Genomic DNA, 26985 nt, shown 5'->3' on the forward strand with positions numbered 1-26985 from the left:
CTATCGGCGTACACCATTTTTTAGCAGAATGGCAAAGTCATACCCCGCCTCAAGCTCCGTCAGGCTAATGCACTCCGCTCCCATCGCGTCAGCAAGTTCCCTGGCCTTACCGAATGCATTCTCGCTTGACTCGGAGTCAACGATGAGAGCGGGACATTGAATCTTGGTAGCCGCCTGCAACGCATCATGCCAGGCATCCGTGCCGCCAAAGGGGACATTCGCACGACCATCGGTGATCAGCACCAGAAGTGTCTCTGTGGTCACGAATCCGCTCGCTAGTTCAAGAGCATGCGCCAGCGGAGTACGTCCCCCCGTCGGCAGATACTCCAGAGCAGCCGTCACCGCCGACACATCGCTCGTAGGCTCAACCAGAACCTCTGCGGATTCGCCACGAAATACAACAACTGCAACCTCGTCGCGACGTCGTAGCGACCGCTCAATAAGACCGGCCACTGCCCCCTTAACCGCTCTCATCCGTTCCCGCGCGGCATGCGATCCGCTTGAATCAACAACGAATAGAAATCGCGATCCGACGAGGGGCTCCCGCACTTTCTCATATAGATCTTGAAGACGCGGCGTCACTTGCCCCGTACGAACAACGGTTTCCAATATGGAGGAACGCGCATCAAGCTCCGCGGGCTGTTCGCTTCTCCTGCTTCTGACAACGGGCCCCGGGGCCTTTCCTCTGCGCGCCTCTGTAGATCCGCTTTTGCCATCATCCGCAGTCCAACGCAACTCGGGTGTTCTGACCGGCAAGGAAGTAAATCGTTGCTCAGTCATTTGATCGGCCTCTTCACTCTCCCCAATCGGCAGCGGTGTTTGGGGCAATGGCGAAGGCGAAGTCTTCGGAAGGTGTGGTCTCTGAGATGAGCGTGTTATCCGGTGGGCGAGGGCGAGCGGCAAAACAGTATCAATATGTTCTTCTGTGACCTCCTCGCCTCCCAGCATTGCTGCCTGTGCACAGCTGGCACGCGCAATCGCCAGATCTGCACGAAGAGATATAACTCCGCACTCGCAAACAATCGCACTGATGCGGTCCAACATAGCGGTAGAGCATCGCACTGCCGGAAGCGTCGCTCTCGCAGCTACTATCCGTTGTTGAAGACTTATCTGCTGTTCCATCCACCGAGCCGCGAAAAGTGAAGGATCGGTGTCATAAATCATTCGACGTTCAACGATCTCTCGTCTTTCGGTAACCAGTCCAGCGGCAGCAATATCGGCAACGAGAGCAAACCGATCGAGCAACTGTGGCCGCAGCGATCCTTCTTCAGGGTTCATACTTCCCATCAAAACGAACCGCGCTTCCTGTACCGCGCTGAAACCTTCTCGTTCGACCGTAGTGACGCCGGTCGCTGTCGCATCCAACAGCGTATCGGCAAGATGGTCAGGCAAGAGATTGACCTCATCGACGTAAAGAACCCCACCATTTGCTTCTGCTACCAGGCCCGGCCGAAGCGCTGGCTTACCTTTCAATGTACTAGCCAAATCCATGCCGCCCAGAAGACGATCTTCTGTAATGCCTATCGGAAGATTAACGAAGCGGCCAGGCTTCGGGAGCAACTCGGCGAGCGCTCGCGCAGCCGTCGTCTTCCCCGCTCCCTTGTCTCCACGTAATAACACGCCGAGTCGCCAATCCACAGCAGCGAGCAGCAACGCTATTTTCATCTGTTCCTGGCCGACGATCGCAGTAAAGGGATAAGCCGGTCGGATCATACCGCGCTCCTCCTCGTCTCACCGCGTAGTTCCAGCAGGGCTTCACTATCGAATAAAACTTCACGTAACGCCTCGAGCGTCTCCGACTTCGGTTCTTCCCATAATCCTCGCTCATTTGCTTCGAGCAAACGTTCGGCAATCGCATTCAACGCCCAAGGATTTGATTGCTTCAGGAAATCCTGAGTATCGACTTCGAGCGCATACACTTGGGCAAGCCCTTCGTAGACAAAATCTGGCGCTACATGTGCCGTCGCGTCAAAGCCGAAGATGTAATCCACAGTCGCGGTTAGCTCCAGTCCACCTTTGTAACCATGGCGTTTGATACTCTCGATCCATTTCGGGTTGACTACCCGTGAGCGATAGACACGCAAGGCCTCTTCGCGCAGGTCCCGCACGCGAACAGCATCCGGCCGGGAGTTATCGCCAAAATAAGCCTTCGGTTGTATCCCAGTGAGAGCCCGGATGGTCGCCACCATACCGCCGTGAAACTGAAAATAATCATCAGAATCAAATATGTCGTGTTCGCGGTTATCCTGGTTATGCAGAGCGACCTGTACACTCTTCAATCGTTCCGCAAAAACATGCCGCGCATCGACACCGTTCGCTGCGTTGCCGTACGCGTAGCCGCCCCATTCGAGAAACACCTGAGCGATATCTTGGTCACTCTTCCAGTGCCGTGTCTCCATAAGCGCCTGAATACCCGCACCGTACGTACCGGGTTTTGCCCCAAAGATTCTGTACCGCGCGGATGCCTCAGCTTCTTCAATTCCCTGCGCCCGATTTTTTTCAAGGTCCCGCAGGTAATGTTTTTTGGGGAAATTCATCTCCAAAGGCTCATCCTGCTGAATGACGAGCGAGACCGCGTCGTCGATCATATCAATCAGATGAGGAAACGCATCTCGAAAAAATCCGCTGATGCGGAGCGTGATATCAATGCGCGGCCGCCCGAGCTTTTCTAGTGGAATCAAGGTCATTCCCTCAGGACGCCTCGACTGTTTATTCCAGATCGGCTGCACACCAAGTAGCGCCAGAACCTCGCTCACGTCGTCGCCATGAGTACGCATCTGCGAGGTGCCCCACGCGCTGAGCCCAACTGTCTCAGGGTATTGATTTTCCTCGACGCGATATCGCTCTATTGCCTCGCGAGCAAGCTGCTGACCAACCCGCCACGAAGCTTCCGAAGGAAGCGCCCGCGGATCGACCGCGTAGAAGTTTCTTCCTGTGGGAAGTATGTGCGCCATCCCGCGTGTCGGTGCACCCGCCGGACCGGCTGGAACGTAGCGGCCTTCAAGAGCGTCGAGAACGTGCTCAACCTCTTCATTCGCCCGTTCCAGGTTTGGAACAACCTGCTGACAGGCGAACGTAAGAGCCGCTGTAATCTCTTCCGAAGCTGAGCCCACTATCGCACGTTGCAACTCCTCGGACGAATCGACGCAAAAGCCAGTTTCTTCGAGTCTTGTATAAAGACTCAACGCCATTCGATCCAGCACTTCGAGTACATCGGCATGCGTGTAGCAAATAATCTCAGAGAGAATGACCGCAACATCAAGTTTTTTCCCGGGCGCGTCGAGAAGTTCCTGATAGTCAAATTGGAGACTGAGAGCGAGCGCATCCAAAAGACTAGGTGAGCCCACGTTCGCCAACCGAGTCATTGAGCGAAGCATCTCGGGAAGAGGAGGCATATTACCGAGTACGTGCAGACCATCACGGATCTGCGCCATGCCAAGCTCGCACAGATACCCATCAATGTCTTCGATCAGATGCGCGACCTCACTCCCGCTCATCTCTGCGAGGGTTACGGGTACCCCTTCTGGCGTGAGTTCGTCGTCCCAATCGTGTTTATGATCGCCATGGTCACGTGACAATATGTTTTTCAGATCGAGATCAGTTTTCAGATTTGCATCCTGAATCAGTTCCCAAATCTGCTGTTGAATGAAAGGGAGCTTTGATGGGTCCAACTTCTCTACCGCGTAGTACTCGTTCACTAATTGGTTCAACGCCGCGAGCGGGCCGTACGTCTCTGCACTAGTCATTGGTGGTGTTAAATGGTCCACAATCACTGCATGACCTCTGCGCTTCGACTGACTACCTTCGCCAGGATCGTTGATGATAAACGGATAGACAAGCGGCATGTCTTGGATTAGCAAATCCGGGAAGCAGTCTCCCGACAAACCAACGGATTTTCCCGGTAACCATTCGAGCGTTCCGTGCTTTCCAACGTGCACGATGGCATCGGCGCCCCATCCGCCATCTTCCACTGAAGTCGCTAGCCACTGATAGAACGCCGTGTAGTGATGCGTCGGGGGCAGATCAGGAGTGTGATAGATGGCGTCAGGGTTAAGCCCGTAGCCACGCGGCGGTTGAATTGCTATCAGCGCGTTCCCCAGATGCATTGCCGCAAATAAGTAGTCGTCAGTATCACTCCATGGTTCAAAGTCCATCGCAGCAATCTTCGTCGCGACGTCGCCCATCAGCTTCTTATCGATCTTCGGCGAAGACGATCGCAGGGTATGTCCACGATCAGCAGGCTGCCCCCACAAATCGATCATCCGTTTCTTTGGGACATCAGGATAACGTTCGAAACGTTGCCGATAGACTGCGCGCGAATATCGCTGCGCGCTTCCCTCATTGAGGGGATGCGCGTCGTCATATGTCCCGCGCGAAAGTAGATCGTGAATCAGATCATCGGCCGACTTAGGCAGGTTTCCGATCGTGTAGCGGCGTCCCTTCATCGCTTGTAGCAGGTTCAGCAAGCTCGCCGGCGAATCCAGACCGACAGCATTTCCTACCTGGGCAGCCTTGGTCGATGAATTTGTAAGAACAAACGCAACATGCTTATATGGATTGGCCAGGGTCTGGAGTCTCGCAAGCCGAGCGGCAATTCCGGCAACCCGGTCTACGCGCTCAGGGTGAGGAACATAGAGATCCCCGGATTGAGCATTGCCCCGCTCCTTAAATGAAATCGGAACCGAGATGATCCGGCCATCAAACTCCGGAAGCGCTACGTTGATCGCAGTGTCCAGCGCATTTAAGCCACGCCTAGATACCTCCCAGTTTCCCCTTGTCATCCCACTCGGGATCGCCTGGATCACTGGAATTCCTAATCTCTCTAGGATTGACACGTTCTCGCCTGCAAGTGTCACATCGCCGGCATTGATTTCTCCCAGCGCAAATGACAACGTGGTTACGATGACATTGGCGCGTCCTTCAACCAGTCGGAGGGCGGCTGGGAAATCCTTATCCAGAGCCTTCATGCTAGATGTAAATATGCAGAGCGCGTTCAAGCCTTGCGACTCCACAGCCTCAGCCAGAGCATCAACGAAGGCAATATTACCGCTGAGAAGATGAGCGCGATAAAAGAGAATGGCTGCGGTCGGCTTCGTACGATCAGCACGCTGCAGCCAGTCCTCGTATTCCGCATGCTCCAAATCCTGCATGTAGATTCCGTGTTCGGCCGGGGTCGTAGGTTTCTCGTAACCATGCCCGGTTAGCAGCAGACGGTCCGACAAATATTTTAGGCATTCCGTAAGATTCGATGTTCCACCACGCTCCAGATAAGTTGTCACGGACGCGACAACATCGGGATCGACAGTGCTGGCACGAAGAAATTCGGGATTCATCTCGCCGACACCGCTCACCACGACGAGGAATCGATTCTGCGTAGCGCACATGGCGCTGAGAAGCTGGAACCCTGCAACCGAGCTCAATGGCCCGTGCAAACGCAACACAATAACGCGAGCACGCGCCAAAGATCCCGCCAACAGCGCAACCATCTGTTCCTCACTGCGCAGACTATTCAATGAATAAGGAAAGACATTGATGTCTCCAGGAAGTCCAGGGCGCGCGTTTTGAAGCGTCACCAAGTCGGTGTCTGCATGCGTTAAAAGGGCAATACCCTGTACTTCTTCCTGTACTACACTCTCGGAAGCAATCGAGGCCGAAGCCGCAGGCCGGGCGTCCCAGTCGTAAAAGTTGAAGACGTATTCCAGTAGTTCCTCTGGTGGCTGCAAAAAGCGATCGGCTTCCAACATCGCATCGATGTATTCAAATATCTGTTTCACTTGCCATCGAGTATTTACGGAATGAAACCACACCGACCTTCCATCAAACACCAAGCTCGCCACATTTGATAAAACACACGGCCCGAGACATCCCGCCTTTGTAAGATGGACTGTATTTCGCATCTTCCGACGAGTCCATTCTTCTTTGTATGTTTCCACGGGCACCTGTGCATAGCCCCGCTCGATCCTCCCGCAACAGCATCCGGAAAAACAATACGAGAGATGCGCACGTCGCTGAACGATGTTCACCGGTCGACCGTCTGCCCGTACTACACGTTGACGATGCATCTCACTCAAAGCTCACACCTCTTCCTGACGCTAAGGCAACAGGCTCGGTGGAAAGAGCTCCAAATGAGGAAACCGTATAGGAATAGCGATCATGCATCTTCTTGTTCTCCGCAGAAGTCTGCCGGTTACTCTCGGGTAGGTCTCCTGGCTTGGAGGTAGCAGGGTAAACCTGCACGCCGCTTTACCTTCCCCAGCCAGCGGCCGAGTGGTACCTCAAAGCAGCTATCCTCACTTACAGTGGCGGAACCGCGCCGGTTCTTCACCGGACTTCCCTGTTATGCCCTGATGGGCACCCGAGACAGATTTCGTTATACCACAATGAAATCGTTGCGATGTCACGCTCACGTCGGCTCGAAAATCGGCTGGCAAGCAAATCGCCCACTAGGCTGACGCGTTGACGGTCATCACACGCAGATCTGGCGAAACAAGTAATCTCGCCTCGGTCCGGGCTTGCACCTCAGCGGCGTCCAGCCCATCGGCTACCTCAGTCAACACCAGCCCTTCAGCGCTTACGCGAATCCAACAAAGCTCGGTCACAATGTCATGGACCACGCGCTGTCCGGTCAGTGGCAGCGTACACTCTTTCAAAATCCTCGACGTTCCATCCTTGGTCTGATGCTCCATCGCAACAATCACGCGACGCGCCCCCGCCACCAGGTCCATCGCGCCTCCCATGCCCTTCACCATCTTTCCCGGAATCGTCCAGTTTGCGAGATTGCCATTCTCGTCGACTTGCATCGCTCCGAGGATGCTCATATCCATGTGTCCGCCCCGAATCATCGCAAACGACTCCTCGCTCGCGAAAAACGAACATCCCGGCAGCTCCGTCACCGGCTGCTTCCCTGCGTTAATAAGGTCGGGGTCAGCGCAGTCATCGGTCGGAGGCCCGCCAACACCGAGCATTCCATTTTCCGACTGGAACATAACGTCGATCCCCGCAGGTACGTATTCAGCAATCATGGTCGGCAGCCCGATGCCAAGATTCACATAAAAGCCATCTCGAAACTCTCGCGCAATCCGCCGCGCAATCCTCTCTTTCCCTGTCACGCGGCACCTCCGGACTGGATGAACTTCGACTCAATCGGTTTACGATAAGCTGCGCCGACCACGACCCGGTTCACATAGATTCCCGGGGTCACGACGTGGTCGGGATTAAGCTCTCCGGGCTCAACCAGTTCCTCGATTTCGGCAACTGTTAGCTTCGCGGCAGTCGCCATCGCCGGATTAAAGTTTCTCGCAGTCTTCCGATACACCAGATTCCCTAATCGGTCGCCCTTCCACGCTTTGATTAACGCCACGTCGGCGTTCAGTGAGTGCTCTAGCACGTAAGTCCGATCTCCAATTTTGCGCGTTTCTTTCCCTTCGGCCACCACTGTTCCCAATCCGGTCGGCACATAAAACGCGGGGATTCCGGCACCACCTGCACGAATTCGTTCAGCCAGCGTTCCCTGTGGAATCAGCGTGAGATCAAGCTCTTTCCTCAATACCAAAGCCTCCAGCCGTCGGTTTTCGCCCACGTAGCTTCCCACGTGTGAAGCAATCATCCCCGCCTCCAGCATCAGTCCCATACCGAAGCCGTCGACGCCCATATTGTTGCTGATCGTGTGTAGCCCGGTTACGCGGCGTTCCACCAGAGCGGCAATCAGATTCTCCGGAATCCCGCAAAGCCCGAAACCTCCAAGCATCACCGTCGAACCGGAAGCGATATCCGCGACTGCTTCGTATGCAGTTTGGACAACTTTATTCATCGAAAAAATCCCTAGGGCGGCTGAGGAAAGAGGCCGCGTCGTTTATGACCGCCTACTTCGCGTGAGTCGAGAAGGTGAAGGTAGTGGTGCTGTGCCGCACTTCGCCCGGCTTCAACTCGGTCGATGGAAAAGCAGGGTGATTCGGTGAATCCGGAAAATGCTGAGTCTCCAGACATAAGCCCGTGTTTTTCGAGTGGCTTTCTTGCGCTTTCCCATATTGCGTTCCATTAAGGGAGTTGCCCGTATAAAACTGTACCCCCGGCTCCGTCGTCGTCACAGTCAAAACGCGCCCGCTCACTGGATCGTAAACCCGACCTGCGGTCTTTACCTCTCCGTTCTTGCCGCGGAGAACCCAATTGTGGTCATATCCGCCGCCGATCCTTAACTGTTCATTGTCATCGTGAATCCGGGTTCCAATCACGGTCGGCTTACGAAAATCAAATGGTGTACCCTCCACTGAAGCCAGCGCTCCCGTGGGAATCTGCCCCGAATCTACTGGCGTGTACTGATCAGCTGGAATCATCACTACTTCATCAAGAATCGTGTTCTTCGCATCACCCGACAAGTTGAAGTAAGAGTGATTGGTCAGATTGATGACCGTACCTTTGTCTGTAGAGGAACTGTAGTCGATGCGCAGTGCACCGTGGTGAACCGTGTATCGAACATGCACGGTGAGCGTCCCTGGGTAGCCCTGATCGCCGTCCTTACTTACTAACGTCATCTCGACTCCATCTGCGATGGCCCGCGCTTGCCAAACCATGCGGTCGAAGCCCACCGTGCCCCCGTGCAGCGAGTTGGCGCCATTGTTCGTTGGAATCTGATATTGATGACCGTCAAGAGAAAACTTTCCGAACGCAATGCGATTCCCGTACCGTCCGACGATCGCGCCAAAGTACGTTGACTTATCTGCAACGTAGCCATCCAAAGCGCTATATCCCAACACTACATCGGCAATCTTTCCGTCGCGATCCGGCGTCTTGATCGAAACGACTCGCGCCCCGAAGGTCGTAATGCTCGCCTCCATTCCTTCGCTCTTTAATGTGTAGAGTTCGACTGCCGTACCGTCCGGTGCGATCCCGAACGCAGTTTTAGTTACCGAGCCATGTGCCGCCATCGCAGTTGTCATGCTAAGCAGCATAATCCTCAGCCATCTCATCGTCATTCTCCCCGTACATTTTTCCGCTTGCGGGCGGTATTCGGTCTGTTCTGAAGCTGAATTTTCCTCGCTTCGGCAGCCCTCGCCACTATACGTGAACCACTGTTCGTACGAAACAGAGATAACATTTGAGCGTCAAGAGTAATCGTGAGAAGGATGGCCATGACCACGCAAAATCGGCGACTTGAGTCAACTCGCGCTTCACGCACAGAGTTAGGTTTCAGTATTCGCCAGGCGCAAATCTCACATCAGGACGAGATCGCAAAAATGTGTGCGGTGCTGTGGCCAGAAACATCCATCGAAGAACACCGTCAAGAGATAAGTCGCCTGCTCACCTCCGGGATGTACGGCATTCTGCCGGCAACAATTCTCACTTCCTATTACGAGGACGGAACACTCAACGGTTTTCTTCAGGTAGGACTGCGTTCACACGCCGACGGCTGCGATTCCTCGCAACCCGTTGGCTTCATCGAAGGTTGGTTTGTCTACGAGCACTTCAGAGGTCAGGGTATCGGCAAGGGCTTGATGCGTGCGGCGGAGAATTGGGCCCGTGATCACGGGTGTAAAGAGATGGCATCCGATACCTGGATCGACCACGAAAGTTCAAAGAAAGCCCATGAAGCCCTCGGCTTCGAAATAGTTGATCGATGCATCAATTTCCGCAAAGAGCTCTGAGCGTTCGCTCATCGGTTGCTTAGCGATGTACTGGAGACATCTCCCGCTCCCACGGCTGCAATACCTTCACCGAAGCCATCCCAGCGGCCGTCGCCGCTTGAATTCCCATCTCCGTGTCTTCAAAAACCAGGCAGTCCTCTGGATTCACTCCCAGCTGGTTCGCTGCAATCAAAAAGGGCTCTGGATCGGGTTTGCTCCGTTCGTAATCCCCCGCACACACCAACGTTTCGAATTTGTCCAGAAGCCCCAGCACCTCCAGCGAAGAGGTTACAGAGTCCCTTGTACTACCTGATACCACTGCAAATGGAATTTGCCCGTGACTAAATTCGATATGTTCGAGCACTTCCGGCACCGCTTTCAACTCAGGAAGAATCTCGAAGTACAGTGCCTCCTTCCGCCTTGCCACTTCTTCCCCGGGCATCGACAAACCATCTCGCGTATTTAGCGTGGAGATAATTTCGGATACCGGCATTCCACCCCACGCATAGAACGTCTCTTCTCCAAACTCACAGTTCCATTCCGCCAGAATGCTTTTCCATGCGATGTAATGCAGTGGCATCGAGTCAACAATCGTTCCATCGCAATCGAACAGATAGGCCTTGAAAGGCCCCTCTGGCAACTTCAACTTCCGAGGCGCAGCTACCATCAAATCTCTCCTTGCATCTCGTCGGCGCCAAGAGGCCAGACGCCGTCGCTCGCGAATAAAATCCAGGGCCGATAGGCGACCAAAACACTGATCGCACTACCGCCGCTGAACATTATCAATCAATCGAATTATTTCAGTTCGCAACCGGCAAAGAAGTATCCAATCTCAAACGCAGCTGTATCCTCCGCGTCTGAACCATGGATAGCGTTCTCCCCAATCGACGATGCGAACTTCTTGCGGATCGTCCCCTCATCCGCCTGAGCTGGGTTGGTCGCACCCATCAACTTGCGTAGATCGGCAATCGCGTTATCCTTCTCGAGCACCATCGGAAAAATGGGGCCGCTCGACATGAATTCGGTCAGTTCGCCGAAGAACGGACGCGCAGCGTGAACGTAATAGAATCCTTCAGCCTGCGCCTTAGAAATGGAAAGCCGTTTGATCGAAACAATCTTAAACCCTGCCTTTTCAATCTCGGCCAGGATTGCCGCCGCGTGGCCCTTACGAACTGCGTCCGGCTTGATGATGCTGAATGTGCGTTGTGACAACGTATTTCTCCTAGGTGAGTCTCTATTACTTAGTGTAGAACAAGGCCAGCGAACCGCGCCTGTGTTCAAGCTTGGCTGAAACTTCTCACTGGAGCATGGATGAATGCGGATGTTCCAAAAGACAGCGTGGATATGGTTTCTGGGCTTCGCCGCGTGGCTTGCCGATGCCCTCCTCAGCTTGCGTTTACATAACATCCTCCACGCCCGCCTCGCCCTGATGGTCGCTATTGTTTTCTTTACGGCCGGCCTCTTCTATCGCCGTCAAACCTAATCGGTCCGGCATGGAGTCGTCTTCCTCGTGGATCAAAACTCTCGGCAGAACTTGTCGTGCCGAAATTTTCGCTGCCACAAGATTCGACGACGTAAGCCATTGCTCGGCGATAGAATTGTCGAACGATCTCAGTTACTCCCCACGATGATGCCGATGCGAATCCTTCTAACGTTGTTGATGGTTCTTTCTATATCATCGCGCGCGCAAACACTTCGCGCAGGTGAGGCGATCAGTCTCATCCAGCACCATTACGCCGCAATGCCCCCGCCCAACACAGTGGATACCGTTAAGGCGGGCGATCCGAATACACTCGTCACCGGCGTTGCTACAACCTTCCTCGACACGATGGAGGTTTTACGGGAGGCGGTCCGCCGTGGGGATAATTTGATCATCACGCATGAGCCCACTTTCTATAACCACCTCGATGACACGAAGTTCTTTACCGATGATCCGGTTTACAAAGAGAAGTTGGCGTTCATTGAACAACACCATCTGGTGGTGTTTCGGCTCCATGATGAGATTCACGCTGATACAACCGACCACATCTTACAGGGAATGTACGAGGAACTCGGCTGGGATAAGTATCCGCATCCGCCTGGGCCCCGCGGGCAATATTTTTTAACGATTCCTCAGGTAACACTGGCGGAGCTATCTAGATCGCTGCAGTCTAAACTTCACATTCAAACACTACGAGTCGAAGGGGATCCTAATCTTTCTATATCCCATGTGGCATTCCTTCCCGGGTCTTCCGGATTAGAGAAGCAGGTTTCCGCCCTGCGTCAGCCAGCGGTCGAGGTGTTGATCGCCGGGGAGGCAAGCGAATGGGAGACGGTCGAGTACGTTCGGGATGCAGTAGCGCAGGGTAGGCCTAAAGCGCTGATTCTGCTGGGGCACCAAGTGTCAGAGGAGCCTGGAATGGAGCGGTGCGCCAAAGATTTGCGCGAGTTGTTTCCTAGGATACGAGTCGACCATATCGTGGCGGGACAGCCGCTATGGAATCCAGAGCATGGCCCCGCCGTAAAGTCTCCGCAATGATCATGGTTGAGCCAGTACTCGTCCAGCTAACGTGAAGGGGAGATGAGATAGACTTGACGGCGAATTGGCCAGGCCGTCGCTGGAAAGGGCGTCGATTTCCCGATCGCCCTTCTCTGTGTGCAGATGGCCGTTGCAATAGAGAACCTGTCTGCCCGGAACGGCGGGGACACGATCGCCTGGCACGACGACACCAACTAGGTTCATAGGGTCGGCCGCGGCAACGGCAATAATTGCGCTGCACTCGCGTGTGCGTGCAGCCCGGAGGGATTCGACAGCCTCGGAAAGGGCATATTGCTCGCCGCCGAAGCCAGAGACGAATCGACCGCCTCTGACCTCGCCACGGGCCTCGAGGCGTCGAAGCATATGGAGCAGATCGCGCCATTTGGGAGCGTTGGATTCAGCGAGAAGAAGGTCGCGGAAGAGAACGCCATAACGGCTGAGCAGTTGGCGGGCGAAGGACTCAAGCGCGGTTTCGGTATCGCGGGCCATCTCGATTGCCGTCGGCGCGGTCTGGATTCCCTCGCGAAGCAATGACCATCTACCAACCGAGCTACGCGCGGTACGTTTGCCGGGGGCTTCGGTTGTCATGGATTTGCGACGGGGATCCATGCAAGCACGAAGTTGGTCGAAGCCGTCAGCAGATACGACGCCTGCCGTAGCGAGCTCCCATAAAGCTTGCTGGGTTTGTTGCCGAGTGAGTTTAGCAATGCGCTGAATGTCGTTGGCAAAGCAGGCACCGCGTTGCTGGAGGAGTGTACGGAGCTGTAGAGCTGCAGGACTCAGCGCAACGGCTAGCTTGTCTTCTTCAACACCCTGATGAGCGAGTGTGTAAGGCAGCCAGTCCGCAGTCTCGCGGATGTAGAAGGTGATGGGCGCAGCATTGGTGGGTATAACTCGTCGAGGAGAGGAGCCGTCGCCTTTAGACCAAGCTGGATGAGGAGAAATCCGACCCCAGCCCACGGCTCCTGAGAGACACATCGAATCTAGCCAGCGGGGGTCGTAGTTGGCTACGCGGGAGGGAAGAAGAGTACGCTCCCACTCGATGGCAGGAGCTTCAAATCCCTCAAGTTGCCGGAGAGCTTCAAGGACGCCTTCTTCACCGGTGAGTTGAGTTTGGGGGGCGAGATGTTGCCAAGTGAGCAGCCAGCGCATATAGACCGTCGGAGTGACTGGCTCGATCTGCTTGCGAAGAGCGGCAACGGTTCGTCGGTGAATGCGTTGAAGAATGCGGCGTTCGCACCATTCGATATCGTGGTCTGCAACTCCTGCGGTCGAATCTGCCGAGGCGAAATACTCAAACGTTCCGCGAATGAGAAGACCCTGCGTCTCCATCGAGAGGAAAGCTTGGAAAATACCGGCAGGTTCGAGGTTTATAGTGCGTGCGAGAGAGTTAGAATTCGTGGGTCCCGTAATCTGCAACCATCCCTGTACTACCTTTCGTAGTGACTCCTCTTTTGTAACTGATTTTGGCTCATCATCGGCTACTGTTCGCCACAAGACGGCCACCCAAGGGAGTCGCTCGGTAGCTACCCAGACTTGGCTTCCGGCGCAGTCGATCGTCTGCGCGCGACCTGTGCGAGCGAGGCGATCGTAAAACAGATGCCAGTCGCGGACTTCGGCGGAATCGAGTACGTGCAAGGGTAGGACGATCAGAGAGTGGAGAAGGTCGTGGAGCTCATGTTCGTCGCGGAGGTCGGGCCATATCTCCTTGCGGATGGCGGCTATAGCGACAGGATCTACTTTGCCGGGTTGGTCCGGTTGGTTTCGGCCAAGTGAGGTGGCCCGAGCTCGGCGTTCTTCGAGACCGGCTTCGTCTAGATAAGCGTAGGGATTAGCGTTGAGAAGTTCATGGGCAAACTGCGAGGGTGTCGGAGTATCAACCGCCAGGCAATGGATGGAGCCTTCTTTTATCCCGCGAAGAAGATCAATGAGCCCTTCGAGATCCATCGCTTCCTGGAGGACGTCCTGCATGACCTCATTGACGAGTGGGTGATTGGGAATTTGGATGTCGCCGACAATCGTCTCGAAGCAAGCAGCAGCCTGAGGAAAAACAGAGGCCATGAGATCTTCAGAGCGGGTGCGCTGAATCTGTGGGGCTATGCGTTTGCCTTTTGAAAAGCGGAGGAGTTGCAGACTACGACCCGCAGCCCAACGCCAACGGTTTTTGAAAATCGGGGAGGCTATAGACGCTTGTTCCAACAGCTCTTTGGCGGTGTGTTCGGTGAGGAACTGGAAGACGTCGGCAAGGGGGAAGCTGTGCTGCTCGGCGAGGGAGATGTTGATGCCGTTGTCGGTGGCAGCGGCCTGCAGCTCGAAGTTGAAGCCGCGGCAGAAGCGCTTGCGTAAGGCGAGACCCCAGGCTTTGTTGACACGACCGCCAAAAGGAGCATGAAGAATGAGCTGCATGCCGCCACCATCATCGAAGAAGCGCTCGGCGATGATGGTGGTTTTGGAGGGGACGGCACCAAGGGCGGCTCGACCGGTGACGATGTACGCGATGAGCTGTTGGGCTCCGCTGGCGCAGATGCCGCACTCCTGCATGAGCCAGGCAGTGGCAGCGGCGACTTCGGGTTGTGCGGGGGAGATATAACCGGGGGTAACGTTGCGAGTGAGCGCGGAAATCTGTTCGCGGAGCTCACCGACACCGTCAGAAAGAATAGCAGTGCGCTGGGGGGCTTCGCCTTCCCAGAAGGGCAAGCTGGGAGGGGCGCCATGGGCGTCTTCGACGAGGACGCGGCCGGTGGCTTCGACGCGCTGAATCCTCCAGCTGGAAGTGCCGAGGAGGATGACGTCGCCTGGACTGGAATCGACGGCGAAGTGCTCGTCGAGAGTCGCGATCTGTACGCCTTCGGGCTGGAGGATGACACTGTAAAGAGCCGTGTCGGGAATCGCGCCTCCGTTGGAGATTGCGATCATGCGGGCTCCACGGCGGGGATGGAGATGGTGCTGGACGCCATCACGAAGGAGATACGCCCCGTAGCGGCCGCGACTTGATTCGATGCCTTCGGTAAGAAGGGTAAGGAGATCATCGAAGGCTTCTCGGGTGAGATTGCGGTAGGGGTAGGCACGGCGGAAGACGTTGTAGAGTGCGTCTTCTTCCCAGGACTCGGCGCCACAGGCTGCTACGATCTGCTGCATGAGAACGTCGGCGGGCTGAGAAGGAATTTGTAATTTATCCAGTTCTCCAGCGCGCATCTTTCTGACGAGGGCGGCTTGTTCGAGTAGATCATCGCGGGTGGTGGCGAAGAAGCGACCCTTTGGGATAGCTCCGCGGCAATGACCGGCACGGCCGACTCGCTGCATGGCCACGGCTACTGCCCGTGTAGTGCTGATCTGGCAGACCAGGTCGATGTCGCCAATATCGATACCGAGTTCAAGGGACGCGGTGGCGATGAGAATTTGAATTTCGCCGTTCTTGAGGCGCTGCTCCGCATCGAGGCGCAGTGTCCGGGAGAGAGAGCCGTGATGTGCGGCTACGTGCTCGGGACCAAGGCGCGCGGCGAGCTCGAAGGCGATCTTTTCGACGAGGCGACGAGTATTGACGAAGACCAGGGTTGAGCGGTGATTCTGAGCGTGGGCGGCAAGCTTGTCGAAGATCTCGGTCCACATATTGCTGTTGGTGACAGAGTTGAGTTCATCGCTTGGGACCTCGATGGCAATGTCAAGCTCGCGACGCTGGCCGACTTGGACGATAGTCGCGGGCTTACGGTCTTTGTGGATGCCAGTCAAGAAGTTGGCAACGAGTTCAATGGGGTTTTGCGTGGCGGAGAGGCCGATTCTCTGCGGTGGAGTAGAGAGGCCGGTGAGGAATTGACCCGGACTAAGGCGGTTTTCTCCAGTGACCAGAGCATCTAGGCGCTCGAGTGTGAGGGCGAGGTGGGCACCCCGTTTGTCGTCGGCCACAGCGTGGATCTCGTCGACAATGACGGTGCGGACGTGGCGTAGATTCTCCCTGCTCTTGCCGGCGGTGAGGAGGATATAAAGAGATTCGGGAGTAGTGACGAGGATGTGAGGTGGGTTGCGGAGCATGGCGGCACGCTCTTTGGGCAGGGTGTCGCCCGTGCGGACTCCTGTGTGGATCTCGGGGCAGAGATAACCACGCTCCATTGCAAGTTTTTGGATCTCGGCTAATGGTGCGTCGAGATTTTTCTGAATGTCGTTGGAAAGGGCTTTGAGGGGACTAACGTAAACAACTTGAGTGCAGGGCACGAGTTGACCTGAGAGAGATTGTCGCAGGAGCTGGTCAATGCAGACCAAAAACGCTGCCAGGGTTTTTCCTGAGCCCGTGGGTGCTGAGATAAGAGTAGCCTGGCCCGCGAGGATACTCGGCCATCCGAAGGTCTGGGGTTCGGTGGAGCTGCCAAATTTGGAGAGAAACCACTCGGCAGTGACGGGATGCGCCCAAGCGAGTGATTGAGGGACTTCCCATGACATTCGCTGATTGTATCTCGGTTTTGTTCGTTCTTTCTTCGCTGCAATTGTTATCTACAGGTTGCCGGTTCTAACATCAGAGGCGACCGCAGCAGTATTCGATTCGTCGAGGTATTGCTCAATTACTTTTTCGAGCGTCCCCTGGGCGGAGAGGATGAAGTCGATTGCGTCGCGGGCACCCCCAAACCCGCCGGGGTTCGGCGTGACGAAATGGGCTGCGGATTTGACCTGCCGCCGGGCATTGGCAGTGGCGATGGCCAGCCCGCATTGGCGCAGGACTGGAAGGTCAACGATGTCATCGCCGACATAAGCTAGTTGGTCGATGGTGTAGCCGGTCTTGTCGAGAATCTCTCTAATGGCGATCATCTTGTGAGATTGGCCCTGGTAGATGAACTCCAGCTTAAGATCATTGGCGCGAATTGCGACGGTTTGGGATTGGCGTTTTGTGATGATGCCGATGCGAAGGCCGCCGAGACGCCCCAGGGAGATTCCGAGTCCGTCGTGTGCGGAGAAGCCTTTTGCCTCGACGCCGTGACCTTGAGAGTTTGGAATGACAAAGATCTGACCGTCGGTAAGGACTCCATCTACGTCGAAGATGAGAACCTTTATATTTTTTGCGCGGGCTTCAGCAGTCATGGGACGATGATAGCCCGACGGCCACCAGCAAGATCCCGGATGACCCTGGAGATGACATTCCATGAGGTCCAAAGGTGCGCTCGGATCATGGCTGTCTCATGCTGTAAGGAAACTCGAATACTAGACCAGCGATGGGCAGCACGACATTCACAAGTCTCGCGTGCTTGTCGCTCTCAAAGTAAACGCGCCCGCGGGTTACTTCGTTGGGAGGTAGTGAGGTGGCTTGAAGAGGATGATCGCTTGCGGCCTTGTCCGCAGCTTGCTGTAAGGCCATCTTCTTTGCGTCTGAGTCGGCATCTGCAACATCGGGAGTCTGCGCTGGATCAGTGGTGGAGGATATGGAAGATTGTTGGGAGAGGAACGAGGACGCGATGGGGGGAGTGGGGGAGGTCTGCGGCTGTGGGGCCGGCGTTGGTGTTGCTGGAAGATCCTTCAGGTCGCTTGGTGGGACGTAGAGGAGAATCTTCGGCTTGGGGGTAAGGACCTCTACGCGGAAGTCCTCGGGTGTGAGGCTTTGGGGCAGGATGGTGTTGTTGGCGATGCTGACGTCGGCGCGGGTGTAGGCGCCTTCGTGAGATATGGCGACCATGACGGTGAAACGAGGAGTGTTGATGACTCTGTAGTTGCGGCCGTAGAGGGTTTTGCCGAAGCAGTTGGCGTTCGGCTGGCAGGTAATTACGTTGTCGGGGAGGATGGTTTTTGGAACGCTGGCGGCAAAAGTGAGGGTTGGGATCAGGATGAATAGGAGGGGGGCTTGCTTGAGGGGAGTCATGAGTAACCTCCTGCTGGGTGGCAGTGGAGGTAACTTAGCAGTTACCAAGTAGGTACTGAATGACTCGATAGTTGTATTGAGGTGGGTTGGTGCGGGACCGGTGTGGCGCTCAAAGTGCGAAGGGTCACAAGTCGACGCCGAGGCGTCTATTTGTAACCCTTCTTCACTGTTTTGTTGGCGCGAGACTGCATTATCCGGTGGTGCAGCTTATCGCGGGAGAGGTCGGATTAGGCGGGCTGGATGTTCGCAGCCTGCTTGCCCTTGGGGCCAGTAGTGATGTCAAACGTTACGCGTTGACCTTCCTGGAGAGACTTGAAGCCACTGGAGTTGATTGCAGAGTAATGCGCGAAGAGATCCTCTCCACCGTCTTCCGGGGTGATGAAGCCAAAACCTTTTGCGTCGTTGAACCACTTAACTGTTCCGTTTGCCATGATGCGTCCTACTTTCATAAGGCGATATTTCGCCATTAGCTATAAGGGTAGCAGGATGTGAGCGAATTTCAATCAATAACGTTACATGTTTCTTCCAAATCCGGCAGAAGCTTCTTCTAAAGAGTGATTTCGGCCCGAATGGCCATTTTTTGAACTTTCGGTGTCAGGCTATACCCCTCCCCTCCCCTTGGGGGGTATTTTGCAAGCAAGACCAATAAATACAATGGTTTAGCGGGGATAGGTGTCGCTAAAATATTGGATATAAAGTACTTACGTGCAAAATACTTATTTTGTTTGGGTTACGGATGTCCTGAACTTGGTTAGTGCCTCAGTTATGAAGACTTGAGGCCGGAAACGACGCTCGCATGGATGTGGTTGCTTGTGGTCCTTTCGTTGTGGGTTTGTGGTCCGTTGTGGAAGATTAATGGCAAAAGGCTGCCGCAGCTTTCGCCGCAGGCAGCCCTTGGTTTTGATCTCTACTTTAATTGTAACGAAGTGGGTATAACTCATACGCCAAATCTGGTGAAGATTTTTTCGATTATTTTTCGGCAGTGAAAGTTTGGCCCGTGGGTCTTAGTCGTTTTTGGGTTTTAGCGGCTAGGATAGGCATTGCCCTTATGACGACCACAAAATCGAGCTCCGTTTTTCTTCTGGCTAAGAGTGCTATCACCGGAGCGCTCGGCGGCTTGCTGTTTGGCTTCGACACGGCTGTCATTGCGGGAATTACACATGCTCTGACGGACAAGTACCAGTTGTCCCCGGCGAACCTTGGATTTACGGTTTCGATTGCGCTTTGGGGAACGGTGATTGGGGCGATGGTCAGTGGATCGCTGGGCCAGAAGCTGGGCAGCCGTAAGGCGTTGCGGTGGATGGCGGTGTTGTACGTTGTCTCGGCGCTTGGGTGTGCGCTGGCCGGAAGCTGGGGTATGTTTTTGTTCTTCCGGTTCCTTGGCGGGCTGGGAATTGGCGGTTCGTCGGTGCTGGGGCCGGTTTATATTGCGGAGCTTTCCCCGGCGAAGTGGCGTGGGCGGATGGTGGGTCTGTTTCAGATCAACGTGGTTGTGGGGATTTTGCTGGCGTATATGTCGAATGCGATTGTGGCGCATTTTGTGCAGGGTGGAATTCAGTGGAGGGTGCAGATTGGAGTGGCGTTTGTTCCGGCGCTGCTGTTCCTGATCATGTTGCTGAGTGTGCCGCAGAGTTCGAGATGGTTGATTACGCAGAACCGGATTGCAGAGGCTACCCTGACGCTACAGCGGATGGGATCGCCTGACTCTGAGGCTGAGGTGCAGGAGATTATCGAGTCGATTCGGCAGGAGAGGTTGGAGTCGGCGACGAAGCTGTTCTCTGCGCAGAACCGGCTGCCGATCTTTCTGGCAATTTCGATTGGGATGTTCAATCAGCTGACGGGGATCAACGCGATTCTTTACTACCTGAACGATATCTTTGCGAGTGCCGGGTTCAACCAGGTGTCGAGCGATCTGCAGGCGGTGGCGATTGGCGCGATGAACCTGGTGGCGACGCTGGCGGGGGTTTCGCTGATCGATAAGGTTGGGCGCAAGAAGCTGCTGCTGGTGGGGGCGGTGGGCTGTGGGGTGTGCCTGCTGGCTGCAGCGATGATCTTCCAGACTCAGTCTCATCAGCAGTACCTGCTGGCGGTGCTGATTGCTTACATCGTTTTCTTTGCGTTTTCGCAGGGGGCGGTGATTTGGGTTTATATCAGCGAGGTTTTTCCGACGAGCGTTCGGTCGAAGGGGCAGAGCCTTGGCTCGTCGGCGCATTGGATCACGAATGCTTTGATTGCAAGTATCTTCCCGGTGCTCGCCCGGTACTCAAAGTCAATTCCCTTCTTTTTCTTTGCGGTGATGATGGTGGTGCAGTTTTTGGTGGTGCTGTTGGTTTATCCGGAGACGAAGGGATTTACGCTGGAGTCGATGCAGAAGCATCTACATGAGAAGGTGAAGCCGGTTCATTGATTTTTTATAACGAAATGCAAACGCAGATCCCCTTCGGGGGTGACAACTAGAAAAGCAAATACAACGGCAACGGCAAATACAGGGATCCTTCACTATATTCAGGATGACGATTTTAATTTCGAGGGGATGATCGATGCGGTTAGGGTTGTTTACGCCGATATTCAATGGGTTGACACTGGATGCGTTGCTGGTGGAGTTGAAGAAGTATCCGCAGATTGAAACGCTGGAGATTGGGACGGGAGGGTGGCCCGGGAACAGTCATCTTGATCTGGATGCGCTGCTCGCGAGTAAAGAGGCGGCGCGGACGTATAGGGCGAAGCTGGAGGATGCGGGGCTTTCGATCAGCGCGCTGTCGTGCCATGGGAATCCGGTGCATCCGAAGAAGGAGATCGCTGAACGCGATGATGAGGTGCTGCGGAAGACGGTGAAGCTGGCGGAGCAGATAAATGTTCCTGTGGTGGTTACATTTTCTGGCTGCCCGGGTGGATCGGCACAGGATGTGACGCCGAACTGGATCACAGCGGCTTGGCCTCCGGAGTTTTCGGATGCGTTGGCGTGGCAGTGGGAGGAGCGGCTGATTCCCTACTGGAAGGGTGCGGCTAAAGTTGCGGCGGATACAGGGGTGAAGATTGCGCTCGAGGCTCATCCGGGATTCTGCGTGTATAACCCGGAGACGGTGCTGCGTCTGCGTGGGGCTGTGGGCGATTCGGTTGGGATCAATCTAGACCCTAGTCATCTTTGGTGGCAGGGGATCGATATTCCGACGGCGATTGCTGCGCTGGGTGAGGCTATCTTTCACTTTCATGCGAAGGATGTGGCGATCCATGGGGCGATGCGGGATATCAATGGAGTGTTGGATACGAAGAGTTATCGTGAGATGGCGAAGAGGTCGTGGTTGTTTCGGTCGGTTGGGTGGGGGCATGACGAGCTGGAGTGGAAGAGGATTGCTTCTGCGCTGCGGCTGGCTGGGTATGACTTCGTGATGAGCATTGAGCATGAGGATGCTCTGGCTTCTACGCATGAGGGCCTGTCTTCGGCGATTGGGATGCTGTCGCGCGTGTTGCTGAAGGAGGCTCCGGTTGAGGCTTGGTGGGCGTAAGGGACTGTCCTGCCGGACGGGCCCACTGCGCGTGGGGCGGTCACTTCGTGACTTGTGATTGCTTCGCTTGGGTGCTCCCGTTGGTCGCTCTTGATCTAGAGGGGTGATTCTATTGGGATGGCTCCGGCGCTTTCCGTGGCTGTGACTGATGTGCTTTCTTTGTCAGTGAAGGTGAGCAAGAAAAGAACGAGGACTGCAGCTGACGCAGAGGCTGCGACGATCCAGATGGATTGCCACTGGTGGATCGGTGTCCCGGTTGCTGATGTTGTGGTGTAACGCTCTACGACCGCTCCTGAGAGCCATGAGCCTACGAACATGCCCGCTCCGTAGGTGATGAAGGTGATGAGGCCCTGTGCGGCTGCACGCAAGGCGGCAGAGGCTTTGCGGTCTATGTAGATCTGGCCGGTGACAAAGAAGAAGTCGTAGCAGATGCCGTGGAGAAGAATGCCGAGCCAGAACATCCAGACTTTGCTGTCGGCGTTGCCGTAGGCGAAGAGGAAGTAGCGCAAGACCCATGCCGACATGCCCGCGACGAGCATGTACTTGACGCCCAGGCGACGAAAGAACCAGGGGATGAGAAGCATGCAGAAGAGCTCGGACATCTGGCCACCGGTCATCTTGCCTGCGGCGTTGTGGACGCCTGCTTCGTTGAGGAAGAGGTTGGTGAAGGCGTAGTAAAACTGCAGCGGAATGCAGATGAGGAAGGAGGCGATGGCGAAGATGGCCATGGAGCGCTCGCGTAGGAGAGCGATGGCTTCGCGGGGGAAGATGCTGGAGAGGGAGAAGCGACCTTCGCGGGCGAGAGGTGGCGTGTCGGGGAGGGTGAGGCAGTAGAGCGCCATGAGGATGGAGAGCGCGGCGGCGAGTTGTAAGGGGCGGGCGGTGGCTTCGAGTCGGAGGGTGCCGACGAGGAGGCCGGCGGCGATCCACCCGGCTGTGCCGAGGACGCGGATGGGGCCAAACTCTAGCTTGGGGTCGGACATCTGGCGGAAGGCGAGGGAGTTGGTGAGGGCTAGGGTGGGCATGAAGCAGAGGCAGTAGAGGAGGAGGAGTGGATAGATTTTGTTGAAGGCGATTTGTTGCGAGGCGAGAAAGAGGAGGATGCCGCCGAGGAGATGGAGTGCGGCAAGGACGCGTTGGGTGGCGAAGAGCTTGTCGGCGATGAGGCCGACGAAGAAGGGAGCGATCATGGCGCCGACGGCGGTGGTGCCTGCCGCGAGGCCGATCTGCTGGCCCGTGAAGTGGAGCGAGGAGGCTAGCCAGGTGCCGACGGTGACGTACCAGGCTCCCCAGATGAAGTACTCGAGGAACATCATTGCGCCGAGGCGGGTCCTGATCTGCATGTTCACGTGGGGTGGTTCCCTTCTTTGGTGCCTATTTCGCTGCTTGGGTTAGGGTAACGCGAAGGCTATGTAGGCTGCTCCCTGCGGACCTTTGGGGTTGCGGGCGTTGCTGGTGGCGATGACGACGTACTGGCGGCCGTCGACCATGTAAGTGGCGGGGGTGGCGTTGCCGGCGTAGGGTAGGTCGCCTTGCCAGAGGAGGGTGCCGGTGCGGCTGTCGAAGGCGCGGATGGTGTGGTCGAAGTTGGTGGCAGCGATGAAGACTATGCCGCCGGCGGTGGCGATGGGGCCACCGTAGTTTTCGGTGCCGGTGTCTTTGAGGCCTTTGGCAGCTAGCTCGGGATAGTTGCCGAGAGGGATCTTCCAGAGATATTTTCCGGTGTTGAGGTCGATGGCGTTGAGGGTTCCCCAGGGCGGCTGGACGGCGGGATAGCCGTCGGGGTCTAGGAACTTGCGGTAGCCGGTGAAGCGGTATTTGGCTGGGCCTGCTGGTGGGGTCAGGGTGGATTCGACTTCTTTCTTGGAGGAGTTGTTGGAGGTGACGGCGGCTTCGACGATGGGGGAGGCGCTGTCGCCGAGGAAGCGAAGGAGGGATGCGGTGTCGGCGTCGGTGAGTTTGTGGAAGGACGGCATGCGGCCTTTGCCGTTGTGGATGTTGGCTAGGATCTGCTGGTCGGTGAGGCGGAGGCGGACGCCTAGGAGGCCGGGGTAGTTGGAGGGGGCGCCGAGGAGGTCGTCGCCGTGGCAGATGGCGCAGTTTTTGTCGTAGATCTTTGCGCCGGCGATCTCGCTGCGGTTGACGGATTTTGGGGTGGGGGTTGTTGGTCCGCCGGTGTCGCCGGTTTTGAGGTATTCGAGGACGGCGGTGAGGCGGGCGGCTTCTACGTTGGGGAAGGAGGGCATGCGGCCCTTGCCGCTGTGGATGATTTCGGTGATCTGTGCGTCGGAGAGGTGCTTTTGTTCGTCGATGAGGGACGGGAAGGCGGGGGGATTTCCTTTGCGGTCGCCTCCGTGGCACATGGAGCATTGGCTTTGGTAGACATTGGCGCCGAGGCTGCCGCCTTGCTTGTTTTCTGTGAGGCCGCCGGTCCAGACAATGTCGTTGGCGTTGATGTAGATGACGCCGGTTTTGATGTCGACGGCTGAGCCGCCCCACTCGGCGCCGCCGTCGAAGCCGGGGAACACTACGGTTTGCTTGTCGACGGTGAAGGGGACGAAGAGGCCGTTGCTGATGAAGGTTTTGAATTGCTCGGCTGCCCACGCGTGTGCTTCAGGGGTGCGGGTGGTGAGCATGTCGGCGGTGAGGAGTTGGCGCGCGTAGGGTCCGGGGGTGGATGGTACTGGTTGCGTGGGAGAGGTTTTTTCACCGGGTGCGGTGGATGCGGGGAATGGCTTTTCTTCGATGGGGAAGAGAGGTTGGCCGGTGGTGCGGTCGAAGAGGAAGAGGTAGCCCTGTTTGGTGGTCTGGGCTATGGCGTCTACAGTTTTTCCGTGCGAGCGGACGGTGACGAGAGATGGAGGCGACGGGAAGTCGCGGTCCCAGATGTCGTGATGAACACCCTGGAAGTGCCAGAGGCGTTGGCCGGTATTGGCGTCGAGCGCCAGGAGGGTGTTGGCGTAGAGGTCGTCGCCGATTCGGTCTGCGCCGTAGAAGTCATTGACTGCAGAGCCGGTAGGGGCGTAGACGATGCCGCGTTTTTCATCGAGCGCCATGCCGGTCCAGTTGTTGGCGGCACCCGTTACCTTCCATGCGTCTTTCGGCCAGGTCTCGTAACCAGGTTCTCCGGGAAGAGGAATGGTGTGGAAGATCCAGCGAAGCTTGCCGGTGTGGACGTCGTAGGCGCGTATGTCACCGTGCAGCGCAGGCTCAGTTTCGGGCGCGCGGAACCCGACGATGATCATGTCCTTGTAGATGAGGCCGGGGGTGGTGAGAGCGGCGAACGATTGAGTGACGTCTTTTTCGTTGAGATCTTTTCGGAGGTCGATCTTGCCGCCGTCACCGAAGGAAGAGATGAGTTTTCCAGTCGCAGGGTCGAGCGCGTAGAGATTAGTGAGAAGGCCGGCGAAGAGAATGCTTTGCTTGCCATCGGTCCAGTAGCTCAGGCCTCGTGTGGGCTGGAGTCCCGGGGTACCGGTGCTGAAGGTCCAGAGATTTTTTCCGGTAGCTGCGTCGAGCGCGATGACTTTTTGTGTGGGGGTGAAGCCGAAGAGGACTCGACCGATGATGAGCGGATTGGTCTGGAGGCCGCCCGGCTCTTTGGTATCGAAGGTCCACGCAACTTTGAGTTTGTGGACGTTGGTGCGATCGATCTGATGGAGCGCGGAGTATCGATCGTCTGCGCTTTGACCACCGTAGACTGGCCAGTCGGTCTGAGTCGCAGCGTGTCTCGCCTGTGCGTTTGCTGCGGGGAGAATCTGTCCCGGGTTGACGAGGCTCAAAGCCAAGATGGCTGAAACAAGGAAGGGGACGAGGGTAGCGGTGCTTGCTCCGCGTGCTTCCATTCGAAAAGCTGTCAAAAAAAACATAGATGATGGAGGGTGAGAGTAAGGAAGACAGCGGCAAAAACAGATACGGGGGTCTCTCCACTCCGCCGTGCGATGAGGCCGCCCGGCTGCGGTCGAGATGACAATCCTTCTTAAATTTTTGGACATATGTTTCGTGATTTTCGCCAGGCCCATGAGCTAGTCCGTGTACTTGATGATTTGCATGAAGCCGTAGTCCATGTGGAGTTGCTGATGGCAGTGGATCAGTGAGTCGCCTGGGTTGTCTGCAGTGAAGTCTACGGCGACGGTTTGGAGCGAAATCACGTTGACAGTGTCCTTGATGAGTCCGCTGAGGTGTTGATCTTCGATGCGTGTGACCTCGAAGCTGTGGCGGTGCAGATGGATCGGGTGCTGATCGCCGCTGGCGTTGCGGAAGATCATACGATAACGTTTGCCTCGTTTGACTTTGAGAGGTTTGACGTTGGGCCAGGCATCGCCGTTGATGGTCCAGGTGTCGAATTGAGAGCCATTGAGTGCTCCCGCGTCGCGGAAGGTGAGGGTGAAAGTCTCTTCTGGGTCCGGCACGGGATTGTTGGCGGCAAAGCGAGTGTAATCCCACTCAGTGGGCTGTGGGTCGCGCCATACTGGGTCGCCTGATTTGCCGGCGTACTCGATGACGATACCCAAGCCGACGTCGCGGCTTTCTTTCAAGGTCGAGCCTAGAACCCACACGCCAGGAGAGTTCATCTCGACGATCGCATCTACACGCTCGGCGACGGCGAGGGACAGAACCTCGACAGAGGTGGGGTTCGGGACGGGGTTGCCATCCATTGCGATGACGCGGAAGGTGTGGCCGGGAAGGGCGACAACTACATTTTCGGTTGCGCTGGCGTTGAGGAGACGGAAGAGGACGCGCTCTCCTTGTTTGACCCGGATGGGTTCGCCCGCGCCAAGCATGTGCGCGTTGATGGTGGCGTGGGTGTAACCAACGTCGGAGCCAGAGGTCTGCGGCATGTTCTGCGATTGTGCGCGCATGGTTTCGACCATGGGGACGAAGTGGGGGCCCCAGTGATGAATGGCGAAATTTACTTCTTTGTCGTGACGCCCTGGGTCGGGCTCGCCGTCGATGAGGAGAAAGCCGAACTGGCCGGTGTAGGCCGCGAGGGAGAGATCTCCCATGGCCATGGCGTGGGTGTGATACCAGCGGGTTCCGGAGGGATTGGGCGTGAGGTGATAGCGCAACGTTGCTTCGGGAGCGATCAACGGAGAGCCTTCTTCGACTGCGCCGTCATTCAGCGAATCGGTGGTGAGGCCGTGCCAGTGGACCAGGTCTGGGCTTTTCGTGCCGTTGGTGACGTCGATGGTGGTGGGCTTACCTTTTTTCAGGCGGAGCAAGGGGCCAGGGATTTGGCCGTTGTACGCTACGGTTGCTATCTGTACGCCATGGCCGATGTCCAAGGTGCAGGGCTCGATGCGCAAGCGAAGATCGGCGTGGGTTGCTGGTGCTGGGGTCGCCAACGCTTGACTGCTTCGTGGAACGATCGCATTGGCCAAGGATGCGCCTGTTGCAACTAAGAAACTTCTCCGGTTCATTCAAACTCGCGACGTGCTGGGGATCGTTCTATCGTTGTCTAAAAGTAATAAGCGTCGAGAGGTGAGTTGTCCAGAGGATTGA

Annotated in this window: 19 protein-coding genes and 1 riboswitch; of the genes, 5 read left to right on the plus strand and 14 right to left on the minus strand. The window is 56.2% G+C overall.

What is annotated here, in order from left to right:
• The 5 genes from HDF14_RS00180 to HDF14_RS00200 all read right to left on the minus strand — a co-directional run bounded on the left by HDF14_RS00180 (position 1) and on the right by HDF14_RS00200 (position 8966).
• Positions 1-1713, minus strand: coding sequence for a VWA domain-containing protein (locus HDF14_RS00180; RefSeq protein ID WP_221304490.1), 1713 nt, complete (start codon positions 1711-1713; stop codon positions 1-3).
• The gene (locus tag HDF14_RS00185) at positions 1710-5774 is read right to left on the minus strand and encodes a cobaltochelatase subunit CobN (RefSeq protein WP_313899452.1); all 4065 of its coding nucleotides are present in this window, start codon (positions 5772-5774) and stop codon (positions 1710-1712) included. Before HDF14_RS00185 ends, HDF14_RS00180 begins: the two co-directional genes overlap by 4 nt.
• A 405-nt stretch (positions 5775-6179) precedes the next feature.
• Positions 6180-6374: riboswitch (cobalamin riboswitch) on the minus strand.
• A gap of 69 nt (positions 6375-6443) precedes the next feature.
• Positions 6444-7109, minus strand: a complete 666-nt coding sequence (locus HDF14_RS00190) for a 3-oxoacid CoA-transferase subunit B (RefSeq protein WP_183972406.1) — start codon at positions 7107-7109, stop codon at positions 6444-6446.
• A complete protein-coding gene (locus HDF14_RS00195; RefSeq protein WP_183972407.1) occupies positions 7106-7810 on the minus strand; it encodes a CoA transferase subunit A in 705 nt (234 codons plus the stop codon). Before HDF14_RS00195 ends, HDF14_RS00190 begins: the two co-directional genes overlap by 4 nt.
• Positions 7811-7862: 52 nt before the next feature.
• Positions 7863-8966 carry an aldose epimerase family protein gene (locus HDF14_RS00200; RefSeq protein WP_260697921.1) on the minus strand — a complete coding sequence of 368 codons (1104 nt, stop codon included), beginning with the start codon at positions 8964-8966 and terminating at the stop codon, positions 7863-7865.
• A gap of 162 nt (positions 8967-9128) precedes the next feature.
• Between HDF14_RS00200 and HDF14_RS00205 the strand changes: the two genes are divergently transcribed.
• Entirely contained in the window at positions 9129-9641 is a 513-nt protein-coding gene (locus HDF14_RS00205) for a GNAT family N-acetyltransferase (RefSeq protein WP_183972409.1), read from the plus strand.
• A 19-nt stretch (positions 9642-9660) separates the two neighbouring features.
• Here HDF14_RS00205 and HDF14_RS00210 read toward each other — a convergent pair whose 3' ends face one another.
• Both HDF14_RS00210 and ndk read right to left on the minus strand, forming a co-directional pair.
• The gene (locus HDF14_RS00210) at positions 9661-10266 is read right to left on the minus strand and encodes an HAD family hydrolase (protein WP_260697922.1); all 606 of its coding nucleotides are present in this window, start codon (positions 10264-10266) and stop codon (positions 9661-9663) included.
• Between the two features lie 149 nt (positions 10267-10415).
• On the minus strand, positions 10416-10832 hold the full coding sequence (ndk, locus tag HDF14_RS00215; RefSeq protein WP_183972413.1) for a nucleoside-diphosphate kinase: 417 nt from the start codon (positions 10830-10832) through the stop codon (positions 10416-10418).
• 109 nt (positions 10833-10941) lie between these two features.
• Here ndk and HDF14_RS00220 point away from each other — a divergent pair, with 109 nt between their 5' ends.
• Both HDF14_RS00220 and HDF14_RS00225 read left to right on the plus strand, forming a co-directional pair.
• Complete coding sequence (locus HDF14_RS00220; RefSeq protein WP_183972415.1) at positions 10942-11103, plus strand: hypothetical protein; 162 nt, start codon at positions 10942-10944, stop codon at positions 11101-11103.
• A gap of 153 nt (positions 11104-11256) precedes the next feature.
• Positions 11257-12138: a Nif3-like dinuclear metal center hexameric protein gene (locus HDF14_RS00225; protein WP_260697923.1), complete on the plus strand. Its 882-nt coding sequence runs from the start codon at positions 11257-11259 to the stop codon at positions 12136-12138.
• On the opposite strand, the gene HDF14_RS00230 is transcribed toward HDF14_RS00225, so the two are convergent.
• The 4 genes from HDF14_RS00230 to HDF14_RS00245 all read right to left on the minus strand — a co-directional run bounded on the left by HDF14_RS00230 (position 12139) and on the right by HDF14_RS00245 (position 18408).
• Positions 12139-16572, minus strand: coding sequence for a DEAD/DEAH box helicase (locus HDF14_RS00230; protein ID WP_183972417.1), 4434 nt, complete (start codon positions 16570-16572; stop codon positions 12139-12141).
• A gap of 51 nt (positions 16573-16623) precedes the next feature.
• A complete protein-coding gene (locus tag HDF14_RS00235) occupies positions 16624-17205 on the minus strand; it encodes a KdsC family phosphatase (RefSeq protein ID WP_183972419.1) in 582 nt (193 codons plus the stop codon).
• Positions 17206-17290: 85 nt separating this feature from the next.
• The gene (locus tag HDF14_RS00240) at positions 17291-17977 is read right to left on the minus strand and encodes a hypothetical protein (RefSeq protein WP_183972422.1); all 687 of its coding nucleotides are present in this window, start codon (positions 17975-17977) and stop codon (positions 17291-17293) included.
• A 227-nt stretch (positions 17978-18204) separates the two neighbouring features.
• On the minus strand, positions 18205-18408 hold the full coding sequence (locus HDF14_RS00245) for a cold-shock protein (protein ID WP_020712649.1): 204 nt from the start codon (positions 18406-18408) through the stop codon (positions 18205-18207).
• 617 nt (positions 18409-19025) lie between these two features.
• Here HDF14_RS00245 and HDF14_RS00250 point away from each other — a divergent pair.
• Positions 19026-20384 (plus strand): sugar porter family MFS transporter, encoded by a 1359-nt coding sequence (locus HDF14_RS00250; RefSeq protein ID WP_183972425.1) that lies wholly within the window; start codon positions 19026-19028, stop codon positions 20382-20384.
• Positions 20385-20517: 133 nt separating this feature from the next.
• On the plus strand, positions 20518-21483 hold the full coding sequence (locus HDF14_RS00255; protein ID WP_183972427.1) for a sugar phosphate isomerase/epimerase family protein: 966 nt from the start codon (positions 20518-20520) through the stop codon (positions 21481-21483).
• A gap of 95 nt (positions 21484-21578) precedes the next feature.
• On the opposite strand, the gene HDF14_RS00260 is transcribed toward HDF14_RS00255, so the two are convergent.
• The 3 genes from HDF14_RS00260 to HDF14_RS00270 all read right to left on the minus strand — a co-directional run bounded on the left by HDF14_RS00260 (position 21579) and on the right by HDF14_RS00270 (position 26828).
• Positions 21579-22826, minus strand: coding sequence for a nucleoside permease (locus HDF14_RS00260; protein WP_183972429.1), 1248 nt, complete (start codon positions 22824-22826; stop codon positions 21579-21581).
• Between the two features lie 48 nt (positions 22827-22874).
• Positions 22875-25328: a c-type cytochrome gene (locus HDF14_RS00265; protein ID WP_183972431.1), complete on the minus strand. Its 2454-nt coding sequence runs from the start codon at positions 25326-25328 to the stop codon at positions 22875-22877.
• A 180-nt stretch (positions 25329-25508) separates the two neighbouring features.
• Positions 25509-26828, minus strand: a complete 1320-nt coding sequence (locus HDF14_RS00270) for a multicopper oxidase family protein (protein ID WP_260697924.1) — start codon at positions 26826-26828, stop codon at positions 25509-25511.
• Between the last annotated feature and the right edge of the window lie 157 nt (positions 26829-26985).

Source organism: Tunturiibacter gelidiferens (assembly GCF_014201335.1).
GTDB lineage: Bacteria > Acidobacteriota > Terriglobia > Terriglobales > Acidobacteriaceae > Edaphobacter > Edaphobacter lichenicola_E.